This window comes from Rhizobium sp. R339, from assembly GCF_002211395.1.
In the GTDB taxonomy this organism is placed as follows: Bacteria; Pseudomonadota; Alphaproteobacteria; order Rhizobiales; family Rhizobiaceae; genus Rhizobium.
On the sequence record NZ_LOKV01000002.1, the window covers coordinates 46,173 to 56,939 of the forward strand.

The following is a 10,767-nucleotide window of genomic DNA, read 5'->3' on the forward strand; positions in this document are numbered from 1 at the left end:
ATGCGTGAACAAGCTCCCGTCATCGCCGTCCTTTTGACCGAAAAGACCCGCCGAATGATGCTCGACGATGCGGCGACCGCTGATTTGAATGCCCTCGGCGACGTCCGCTGGCCGGCCGGCGCGACGATCGATGCCGCCGATGCCGACCGGTTGCTGCAAGGCGCCACGGCCTGCCTGACCGGCTGGGGTACGCCGCCCTTCGATCCCGCGGCGCGCCAACGCCATCCGCAGCTTGCCCTCGTCGCCCATTCGGCCGGCAGCATCCGCACGCTGGTTCCCGTCCGCCTGTTCGATGATGGCCTTCGCGTCAGCCATGCCGCCTCGAAAATCGCCGCCTCGGTTGCCGAATTTGTCGTCGCCGAAGCGCTGCTTGCCATGCGCGGCATCCACCTTCTGCATCATCGATTGCGCAAGGGCGGCGAATGGCTCGACGTCCGCGCCGCCGTGCCGCAAAGATTGCTCGGCGCCAGAACGGTCGCCATCGTCGGCGCCGGATATGTCGGCCGGGCGGTCATCCGCCTGCTCGTTCCCTTTGGCTGTCGCGTGCTTGTCGTCGACCCCTATCTCGACGACAGCGAGGCGGCCGCGCTCGGCGTTATCAAGGCCGGGCTGGACGATGCGCTTGCTGAGAGCGACGTGATTTCCCTGCATGCGCCCGTTCTGCCGGAAACGCGCCGCATGATCGGCGCCCGCGAACTGGCGCTGCTGCGGCCCGGCGCCTTGTTCATCAACACGGCGCGGGCCGAGCTGGTCGATGAGGTGGCGTTGCTCGTGGAGATCCGCTCCGGGCGTATCGATGCGGCTCTTGATGTCTTCGACAACGAGCCGCTGCCTCAGGACAGTCCCTTCCGCGACCCCAGGCTTGCCAATGTTACTATTTCACCGCATGCTGCCGGCCACACCGAAGAGGCGCATTTCGCCCAGGGGCGGGCCATGGTCGACGAGATCGGCCGGCTGTTGCGCCGGGAACCGCTCCAACACGAGGTGTCGCGCGCGATGCTGGAGCGGATGGCATGACGGCGCCGCGCATCAGAATTGTCGAGATCGACGCCTTCGAGCGCGACATCCGCTTGCGCCTGCCGTTCCGCTTCGGCGCGGCGACGCTGGAAAAGGCGCCGCAGGCCTTTGTCAGGGTACGTGTCGAGGACGAGGAGGGGAAAACCGCCATCGGCGGTGCCGCCGAACTGATGGTGCCGAAATGGTTCGATAAGAACCCGATGCTGACGCCAACGCAGAATGTCGATCAATTGCGCGGCTCGATCCGCACTGCGGCCGCCGCATCGCTCGAAGCGTCCGCGCCGGCGACATTGTTTACCGCCGCCCGCCTGAACGAGATGGAAACCGCCCGCCGCCTGCCTGGAAATCCACTGGCCGCCGGTTTCGGTCCTTCGCTGATCGCCCGCGCAGCACTCGATGCCTATTGCCGCCTTGCCGGCATTTCCTTTTTTGACGCGGTGCGGAGCAATCTCGTCGGCATCGGCGGCCCGATGCTATCAGGCGATATCGACGCGGATGCAGCGTCAGCGGTGCTCGCCGGCCTTCGTCCCGCCGGCTCGATTGCAGCCCGGCATACGATCGGACTGCTCGACTCCATTGCCGAGGACGAGATCGTCGATCCGGTCGGCGATGGCCTGCCGGAAAGTCTCGAGGCGGTGATTGCCCGTTATGGCAACCGCTGGTTCAAGATCAAGCTTTCGGGCGCGGCCGATGCCGATATCGACCGGCTGTCGCGGATCGCCGCCGTTCTGGACCGTCTGCCAGATTACCGGGTGACGGTCGACGGCAACGAACAGTTCCCCGCCGCCGACGAGCTTGCCGCCCTAATGGCGCAGATCGCGGCCATGCCGCGTCTGGCGCGGCTGCGCGCGGCCATTGCCTTCATCGAACAGCCGTTTTCGCGCGCGATCACCATGGAAACTCCGCTCGGAGCGCTGGTATCGCAGCTGCCTTTCCTGATCGATGAGAGCGATGATGGCGACGGTGCCTTCGCCCGCGCCCGGGGGCTCGGCTATACCGGCGTCTCCTCGAAAACCTGCAAAGGCATTTACCGCTCGCTCATCAAGGCGATCCGCATTATAACGGACGGCGTGCCGGGGTTGTTTCTCTCCGGTGAGGATCTGACCTGCCAGGCCGGGCTCGCTGTGCAGCAGGATCTGGCGCTGGTTTCGCTGCTCGGTCTCTCCCATGTCGAGCGCAATGGCCATCATTATGTCGCCGGCATGCAGGGCGCGCCGCAGGCGGAGAAGGCGCGTTTTGCGGCTGCCCATCCCGATCTCTACGAGCAGGGGCGGGACGGGCCGCTCCTGTCGATCCGTGAGGGCCGGATCGCCATCGCTTCGCTCGGGGCCATCGGCTACGCGAGCGGCACCTTGCCCGATTTCGGATCGATGAAGCCATTGTCCTGAGAGCTGGCAACATTCGGCATCGATAGTAGCGCCGCTCTGTCGAACTGTTCGACCTGATCACCGGGGCAGGTCGTCGATCACCCCGTTCCACCAATTGAAATGTCTTCCGACAGAGCCATACCTCGTGATTGGGATACAGGACGCGCAGGCGGCTTGAGGCCGCCTGCGGGGGAACACGTCCCGCGGTCTGTTCCCGTGGGGGAGGGAACGCGACCGAAGAGGTTGCTGTCACCGGCTGCTGACGGAAGGGCGGTGGAGATCATCTCTGACCGTGCCCTCGCCGTGATTGCTCGGGGTGGAAGGCGATCGCCGCGTGATCGTTGGACGCATGCGGCTTATCTCCAGCGGTTTCCCCAGCCAGCCCGATCCGGCGCAGCAACCGCTTGAGGATCTGTTCCAAGTCGTCGACGAAGGTGAAGATGACCGGGATGACGATGAGGCTGAGGAAGGTCGACATCATCACGCCGCCGATCACGACGATGGCCATCGGCTGGCGGAAACTCGAATCGCCGCCCGTCAGGCTGAGCGCGACGGGAAGCATGCCGGCTGCCATGGCAATGGTGGTCATGACGATCGGCCGGGCGCGCTTGTGGCAGGCGTCCACCAGGGCATCGAACCGGGACATGCCCTGACGGCGCGACATGATCGCATATTCGATGAGCAGGATGGAGTTCTTGGTCACCACGCCCATCAGCATGAGCAAGCCGATGACGGCCGCCATCGAGAAGCTGGTTCCGGTCAAAACGAGCGGCAGCAGTGCGCCGCCGAGCGAGAGCGGCAGAGCCATCAGCAGGGTGAGCGGCTGCAGGAAGTCGTGGAAGAGCAGCACGAGAACCGCATAGATGCAGAATACGCCGATCGCCATGGCAAGGGCGAAGCTCTGGAACAGCTCCGAACTGCGCTGAAGCTCGCCCTGTTCGACGAGGGTGACGCCCGACGGCAGGTGCTGGAGCGCCGGCAGGGCCTGCGCCTCGCGGTTGACGTCGCCGAGGATGCGGCCGTTGAGTTCGACGGAAAGGGTGACATTGCGCATCCGGTCGATGCGGTCGATTTCGGAAGGGCTGCCGCCGATCTTCACATCGGCGATCGATCCGAGATCGACATTGCCGTTCGTGCCCGCTACCCGCATGTTCTTGATGTCGTCCAGATTGGTGCGTGTCTCGGGGCTGAAGCGGACGACGATCGGAATCTGGCGCTGCGGCAGGTTGAGCTTCGGCAGGTCGGCCGAATATTCTCCATTCGTCGCCACGCGTACGGCCTCGGCGATGGAACTCGACGTCACGCCGAGCGCTGCCGCACGCGCGAAATCGGGCGTGATCTGGATTTCGGGCGCCTGCCTCGCCGCGGTCGATGTCACCGCGCCGATACCATGCAGCGTGCGGAGCTGTTCCTCGAGCGCCGTGCTGGCGCTGTCGAGGACATTCGCATCGTCGCTCGCCAGCGTGATATCGAGTTTCGTGCCGTTGCCGCCGCTGCCGACCTCCACGCGTACGCCGGGGAGGACGGAGAGTGCCTGGCGCATGTCGTTTTCGATTTGCGACTGCTTGCGATCGCGATCGCCGATGGGCGACAAGACGGCGACGATCGTGGCGGCCCCGGCATCGCTCGTCGTGCTGCTGTCGGGGCCGCCGCCCGAGGATGCGGATCCGACGGAGGAAAAGACACGCGTGACATCGTTGAGCTTTCCGACGATATCGGCTGCCTTCCTCGCCGACGCGTCCGTCTGCTGGATCGTGGCGCCCGGCTGCATGGTGAGCGTGATCTGGGTTCGCGCGTCGTCGGAAGCGGGCAGGAAGCCTGATTTCAGCAAGGGAATGGTGGAAAGCGAGAGCGCGACGAAGACGGCGGTTGCCGCCACAGTGGTCTTTCTGTGGTTCATGGCGGTTTTCACGACTGCCATATAGGCACGCATGATGCGGCCGTCCTTTTCCTCCGTCGGATGGGCCTTCATGAAATAGGCGGCCATCATCGGCGTCAGCAAGCGTGCGACGACCAGCGAGGCGAGGACGGCGACGGCGGTGGTGATGCCGAACTGGCGGAACAGAAGTCCCGGAATGCCGCTCATGAATGCCGTTGGAAGGAAGACCGCGACCAGCGTGAAGGTGGTTGCGATGACGGCAAGCCCGATCTCGTTGGCGGCTTCGAGGGCGGCATCGATCGGCCGCTTTCCCATCTGCAGATGGCGGGCGATGTTTTCGATCTCGACGATGGCGTCGTCGACGAGGATGCCGACCACGAGCGACAGTGCAAGCAGCGTGATGATATTCAGGCTGAAGCCGCAGAGATACATGACGAGGAAGGTCGGTATGACAGACAGGGGCAGCGCCACGGCCGACAGGATCGTTGCCCGCCAGTCCCGCAGGAAGAGCCAGACGACGACGATCGCGAGAATCGCACCTTCGTACAGCATGTGCATCGAACCATCGTAATTCTCGATGATCGGTCCGATCGTGCTGTAGGCGTCTTCGATCTGCACGTTGGAATGCTGGGAGGCGAACTGCTTGATCGCTGTGTCGACGTCGTCAGCGACACCGCTGTCCGAAAACCCGTTCGAGCGCTTGATCTCGACCGCAATCACCGGTTTGCCGTCGAGATAGGCCATCGAGGACCGCTCGGCGAAACTGTCGGTGACGGATGCGACGTCGTCGAGGCGAACCTGCTGGCCGTTCGCCAGCGGAATTCTGAGCGCCTTCAGCGCTTCGACCGAGGGCAGGGCGCCGAGCGTGCGCAAGGTCTGGCGGGTACCGCCGATTTCGCCAAGCCCGCCTGACGTATCCGCCTGCACCGCCTTCAGCTGCGATGACACGGTCGCCGCAGTGACCCCAAGCGAAGCCATGGTCGCAGGGTCGAGATCCACATGAACCTCGCGGTCAATGCCGCCGATGCGGTTGACTTGTCCGACGCCCGGCACCGACAGCAGCGCCTTGGTCAGATCATTGTCGACGAACCAGGAAAGTTCGGTCTCGTTGAGAGCGGTCGAGCGAATGGCGTAAGTGACGAGCGCGGAGCTCTGCACCGTGACCTTGGTGACGCTTGGGCTTTCCATCTGCGCCGGCAGATCGCCTTTGACGCTGTCGACGGCGTTGCGGACTTCGTTCAGGGCCGTTTCGCTGTCTTTCTCCAGCTCGAAGGAGACCTTGATCGAGACGGTACCATCCGTAATGGTCGTGGTGATGTGGTCGAGATAGCTGAGCGAGGCGAGGCTATCCTCGATGGTGCGGGCGACCTCCGTCTCGAGCTGCGTCGGTGCTGCGCCGTCGAGCGTGGCGGTGACGCTGATCGTCGGAAGGTCCATATCGGGGAAGTTCTGGATCGGCAGCTGCTTGAAGGCCAGGAGCCCGCCGACGGCAAGCATCACGAACAGCAATATTGCCGGCACGGGGTTGCGGATCGACCATGCTGAGAAGTTCATCAGTTCGTCTCCGCAATCTTTACGAGGTCGTTGTCCGACAGGAACGCGCCGCCGGAGCCCACTACTTTCGACGAGCGGTCCAGTCCTGAGACGATTTCCACCTCGCCATTGTTGCGGCGGCCGGTTTCGACCCGGATCCTTTGCACGCGTTGATCCTCGCCTGACGTGAAGACGTAGCTGATGCCGTCTCGGAACACGATCGCCGTTTCGGGAACGGTCAGCGCCGGTGAGGTTTGCAATTCGATGTTGCCGGTCACGTAAAGCCCGGTGCGCGGGCGCAAGTCGGCTGGAAGCGTGACATAGACGATCGCTCGGCTCGTATCGGTGCTGACCGACGGTCCGACAAGCCTCACCTTGCCCTCGATGGCCTGGCCGTCCGGCCCTTTGATCTTGACGTTCAGGCCTTCCGAAATGCGTGGGAGATAGCGGGCGGAAACCTCAGCCTGCCATTCGATCCGCTGCTGGCGCACCATGCGGAACAGCTCGGTGCCGGTAGAGACCACAGCGCCGAGATTGGCGGAACGCGAAGTTATGACGCCGTCGTCGGCCGCTGTGATGGTCGTCTGCGCGAGCTTGATCTTTTCGCTGTCGAGTGCGGCCTCTTCCGATGCAAGGCTTGCCGTTGCCGTCTGCTTGTCGGCCAGATATTCGACGATTTTCTCGTCAGAGAGCGCACCCGAGGGTTGGAGCTGCCGTGCCCGGTCGGCATTGGCCTTGGCCTTCGTAAGGCTTGCCTTGGCGGTCTCGACGGACGCCTCCTGCTTGCGCAGATCGGCGAGCACGCTCTCCTGCGAAAGCCGGACGAGCGTCTCTCCCTTCGTGACCACGGAGCCGATATCGACCAGCACATCGGTGATGCGCAAGCCGCTCGTCTCCGAGGCGATGATCGCTTCCTGCCACGGCTTCAGCCACCCGCTCGCGGGAACGGTCTCAGGCCAGTCCCGTTGCGCAGGCGCCGTCAGGGAGACGGTGAGCGCGGTTGCGGCTGCCTGTTCCGCCATGGCAAGACGGACGGGGGAGGCAAGCGCCGCCGCAACAAGAACGGTGGCAAGTATTCTGGAGGATTTTCTCAACGAAGCATTCCTTGTGGTCAAAGGCATCGATGCCTTTGGATCCGCGCGAAGGCGACGAAGGAGTGCCGCTCATGTCGAGGCAACCCGGTCCTGGTGCGCGTCGATGTCATGGGCAGGATAAGTAACGGGGCGAACGTTAAGCGCGGTCAAGTTAGTGTTAAGTTAGGTAAAACTTGGCCGATTGAGCGCGTATGTGCTGTATGGCTTGCCCGATCCGAGCATGATGCCGAAAAGTGTGAGCGGTTTTCGGGCGACATCATGCTCTAACTCTTTAATGTAGAACAGGATTCAGATTTTCAGGCCGAGCCGGCCTAAAATCATCCTGTTCTAGTGACGGACTAAGCAAATGAACAAGGTTCTCCTCATCGACGACGATGCCGAGTTGACGACGCTTCTGCAGGAATATCTGGTCGAGGAAGGATATGACGTGGTGACGGATACGGACGGCCGCGCCGCCATCGCCGCGGCCGCCGGCAATACGGTCGATATCATCGTGCTCGACATCATGATGCCGCGGATGAACGGGATCGAGGTATTGCAGCGGATCAGGAAACTGAGCCAGGTCCCCGTCCTCATGCTGACGGCAAGAGGCGACGACGTCGACAGGATATCGGGCCTCAATCTCGGCGCTGATGACTATGTGCCGAAACCCTGCTCGCCGGGCGAACTGGCGGCAAGGCTGCGCGCCATCTTGCGCCGCGCGGGTCAGCCGGCAGGCGGCGCATCGACCGACACGATCCGGGCGGGACAGCTTCTGATCCATTCCGGCAGCAGAAGCGCCGAATGGCGCGGCGAGACTTTGGAGCTGACCGGCACCGAATTCAGCCTGCTCGAAGTCCTCGCCCGCAGCGCCGGCCAGCTGGTGTCGAAGCAGGAGATTTCGAAGCGGGCCTTCGGAAAACCGCTCACGCCGTTCGATCGCCGCATCGACGTCCATATCAGCAGCGTTCGCCAGAAGCTCGGCCTGCGAGAGGACGGGCAATCGTGGATCCAGTCCGTTCGCGGTCAGGGTTATCAACTGCTGTTGGATTGACCATGCCCCGGCTTTTCTGGAAGTTCTTCAGGATCATCTGGCTGACTCTGGCGGCAAGCCTTGCTGTCATTATCCTTATCGTCAAACTCCTCCAGGCGGTTCCCTTTGCAAGCGAGCTAGAGCATGAGCGGCGGACGCTCGTGTTGAACCTGACTGCAAATATTCTGGTTAAGGACGGCGAAGCCGCCGCTCTGCGCTTCGTGAGCACAAGCGAAAAGACGCAACCGCTTGGCCTGATGCTGTCGAAGCCTGATGAGACCGATGTCTGCGCCGAGAAGAACACGGTCACCACCCGATCCGTGCTGAAGGATGGGAGCTGCTATCGGCTTTCCGTGTCGGCTCCGGCCGGTTCCACCTTCGACAGCCTTGGCCCATTCCTACCGTGGCTCACCATCCTGGTCGCCAGCACGATTGCGGCCGGCGCGCTAGCGCGATACCTCATTCGTCCTGTCGTGCATCTGCGCGACGGCTTGAGCGCGCTCGCCCATGGCCGTTTCGACTTTCGCATTGGCGACAAGATGGCCGGGCGAAAGGATGAAGTCACCGCACTTGCCTACGATTTCGATGCGAGCGCAGCCCGGCTTCAGGAGCTTCAGGATGCGCAGCAGAGGCTGTTCCATGACGTCTCCCATGAGCTGCGCTCGCCTTTGTCCCGCCTGCAGGCAGCCGTCGGCGTCCTCAGGCAAAGCCCGGCCAAACTCGGCGCCATGCTGGATCGTATGGACCGTGAGGTCGAACGGCTCGATACGCTGGTAGGCGAGGTCTTGACACTTGCCAGGCTGACGGCGGGATCCAGCCTGCCGCTAAAGACGCAGACCCTTGACGTCATCGAATTCCTCAACGAAATCCTCGGCGATGCGGCGTTCGAAGCCCAGGCGCGGGAGGTCTCGATCACGACGAGCGTCGACGGCATCTTCCGCGCCGAGGTGGAAGGCGAACTGATCTACAGGGCGCTCGAAAACGTCGTCCGCAACGCCGTCAAACATACGGCGGAGCATTCACACATATCGGTATCCTGCGAGGCGGCGGCCGACTGCCTGACGATCCGCGTCGCCGATCGGGGACCGGGTGTTGGGCGCGACGAACTCGAACGGATCTTCCAGCCGTTTTCCCGGGGGAAGGATGCCGTGCCGAGAGGCGGATACGGCCTGGGCCTCGCCATTACCCGGCAGGCGATCGAGCGCCACGGCGGGCGCGTGCACGCGTCGCTGCCGGAAGCCGGCGGCCTGGCCATTACACTGGAACTTCCGAGAAGGCCGACGCCCTATGGGACGGGCGGCGATCAAAGCTGATCTCGATGAAGGCGGGTTTTACCTAACTTTACAGTTTCTTAACCGCCATTAACGCTGACGTCGCTAAGCCTGAACCCACGATCCCGGTTCAGAAGGCTCGCCCGTGAGTACGTCGCTTCGCACAAGATTATCACCCCTCCGTTACGCCGCATCGCTCCTGACAATTCTGTTGGCAGGCTGCGTCAGCGGCCCGGATCACGTTCCCCCGCAAATGCCGCTGCCCGCCAAATTCGAGGAGGGCGGCAGCAAGAGCAATGGCGATGTCGTGACCGCTGAATGGTGGACGGCCTATCGTGACAAGCAGCTAAACGGCCTGGTGGCCCATGGCCTCCGTGAGAACCTCGATGTGCTGCAGGCGCTTGAAAGCATCAACTCGGCTTTCGCCAACGTCACCGTCGCCGGCGCCGGCGGCCTGCCCAGCCTGACCGTCGGCGCGTCGCATACGTTGTCCGGCGAGAAGGGCCGGCTGCGCACGAGCGTCGGCACCACCAATACATCAGGCGGCGAGGCCAGCCTGTCCTGGCTGCTCGACTTTTTCGGCCAGTATCGCCGCTCCAGGGAAAGCGCAATCGCCTCGCTCGGGGCCGCCTATGCGACGGCCGACAATGCCAAGCTCACCTTTCTGAAAGATCTCGTCGAGAGCTATATCGACGCCCGCTACTATCAGGAGCGCATCGCGCTGTCGCAGGCGAGTTTGAAATCCCGCCAGCAGACCTACGAACTGACGCAGCTGCAGCTGAAAGCCGGGGCGGCCTCCCGCCTCGACGTCGTGCAGGCCGAAGGCCTGGTGCAGTCGACGAAGTCCGACATTCCCGGCCTCGAAAAGAGCTTCACGGAATCGGCCCATCATATCGCCACGCTCATCGGGATGCCGGCGTCCGCGCTGATGGGTGAGCTGCAGAAGAGTGCGGGCCAACCGGTATTCCGCGGCGATCTTCACGCGGGCATTCCGGCCGATCTCATCCGCAACCGTCCCGATATCCGCAAGGCCGAACGTGAGCTGGCGGCCGCCGTCGCCGATATTGGCGCAGCCGAAGCCCAGTTCTATCCGTCGATCTCGCTTTCCGGCTCGATTTCGCCGAGCTGGGTCAAATCGTCAGGCGCCAGCGGCGGAAGTCTGACCAGCTGGTCCTTCGGCCCATCCCTTAGCCTGCCGATCTTCGATGGCGGCACGTTGCGGGCGAATGTCGATATCGAAAAATCTGATGCGAAGACCCAGTATCTTGCCTGGAAAGCGGCGGTGCTGAACGGCGTTGAAGAGGTCGAAAACGCGCTGACGGCAGTCCGCCGCGACACGCAGACGCTGGAGCCGGTGCGCAGGCAGGTGCAGACGGCGCAGGAATCGCTCGCACTTTCGACCGTAAGCTACAAGGATGGCGCCTCGTCGCTGCTCGATGTCCTGGACGCCCAGCGTTCGGTCTCCGATGCTCAGGCGAGTCTTGCCGCCACCGTGCAGCAGGTCGCCAAGGACTATGTGGACCTTTATGTCGCGATCGGCGCCGGCTACCTCGAGCCGGAGCGTGCCTCCAAGCCAACGGCAAAGTCGGGCTGA

Annotated in this window: 7 protein-coding genes; 5 read left to right on the forward strand and 2 right to left on the reverse strand. The window is 63.2% G+C overall.

Annotated features, from left to right (window positions below; all coding sequences use genetic code 11):
• Positions 1-1,017 (forward strand): hydroxyacid dehydrogenase, encoded by a 1,017-nt coding sequence (locus ATY76_RS05780; protein ID WP_088673825.1) that lies wholly within the window; start codon positions 1-3, stop codon positions 1,015-1,017.
• Positions 1,014-2,405 carry a mandelate racemase gene (locus ATY76_RS05785; RefSeq protein WP_088673826.1) on the forward strand — a complete coding sequence of 464 codons (1,392 nt, stop codon included), beginning with the start codon at positions 1,014-1,016 and terminating at the stop codon, positions 2,403-2,405. The genes ATY76_RS05780 and ATY76_RS05785 overlap by 4 nt, the downstream gene beginning before the upstream one ends.
• 259 nt (positions 2,406-2,664) lie before the next feature.
• Here the strand turns inward: ATY76_RS05785 and ATY76_RS05790 are convergent, their stop codons facing one another.
• Both ATY76_RS05790 and ATY76_RS05795 read right to left on the reverse strand, forming a co-directional pair.
• Positions 2,665-5,817 (reverse strand): efflux RND transporter permease subunit, encoded by a 3,153-nt coding sequence (locus ATY76_RS05790; RefSeq protein WP_088673827.1) that lies wholly within the window; start codon positions 5,815-5,817, stop codon positions 2,665-2,667.
• Positions 5,817-6,917 carry an efflux RND transporter periplasmic adaptor subunit gene (locus ATY76_RS05795; protein WP_190233603.1) on the reverse strand — a complete coding sequence of 367 codons (1,101 nt, stop codon included), beginning with the start codon at positions 6,915-6,917 and terminating at the stop codon, positions 5,817-5,819. Before ATY76_RS05795 ends, ATY76_RS05790 begins: the two co-directional genes overlap by 1 nt.
• A 319-nt stretch (positions 6,918-7,236) precedes the next feature.
• On the opposite strand from ATY76_RS05795, the gene ATY76_RS05800 reads away from it, so the two are divergent.
• From ATY76_RS05800 to ATY76_RS05810, 3 genes are all read left to right on the forward strand, one after another.
• Positions 7,237-7,923 carry a response regulator gene (locus ATY76_RS05800; RefSeq protein ID WP_088673829.1) on the forward strand — a complete coding sequence of 229 codons (687 nt, stop codon included), beginning with the start codon at positions 7,237-7,239 and terminating at the stop codon, positions 7,921-7,923.
• A 2-nt stretch (positions 7,924-7,925) separates the two neighbouring features.
• Positions 7,926-9,215 carry an ATP-binding protein gene (locus ATY76_RS05805; RefSeq protein ID WP_088673830.1) on the forward strand — a complete coding sequence of 430 codons (1,290 nt, stop codon included), beginning with the start codon at positions 7,926-7,928 and terminating at the stop codon, positions 9,213-9,215.
• 103 nt (positions 9,216-9,318) lie between these two features.
• Positions 9,319-10,767, forward strand: coding sequence for an efflux transporter outer membrane subunit (locus tag ATY76_RS05810; RefSeq protein ID WP_088673831.1), 1,449 nt, complete (start codon positions 9,319-9,321; stop codon positions 10,765-10,767).

Coding starts and splice junctions, on each gene's coding strand:
- ATY76_RS05780 (WP_088673825.1), top strand. CDS start 1: ATGCGTGAACAAGCTCCCGTCATCGCCGTCCTTTTGACCGAAAAGACC.
- ATY76_RS05785 (WP_088673826.1), top strand. CDS start 1,014: ATGACGGCGCCGCGCATCAGAATTGTCGAGATCGACGCCTTCGAGCGC.
- ATY76_RS05790 (WP_088673827.1), bottom strand. CDS start 5,817: ATGAACTTCTCAGCATGGTCGATCCGCAACCCCGTGCCGGCAATATTG.
- ATY76_RS05795 (WP_190233603.1), bottom strand. CDS start 6,917: ATGCCTTTGACCACAAGGAATGCTTCGTTGAGAAAATCCTCCAGAATA.
- ATY76_RS05800 (WP_088673829.1), top strand. CDS start 7,237: ATGAACAAGGTTCTCCTCATCGACGACGATGCCGAGTTGACGACGCTT.
- ATY76_RS05805 (WP_088673830.1), top strand. CDS start 7,926: ATGCCCCGGCTTTTCTGGAAGTTCTTCAGGATCATCTGGCTGACTCTG.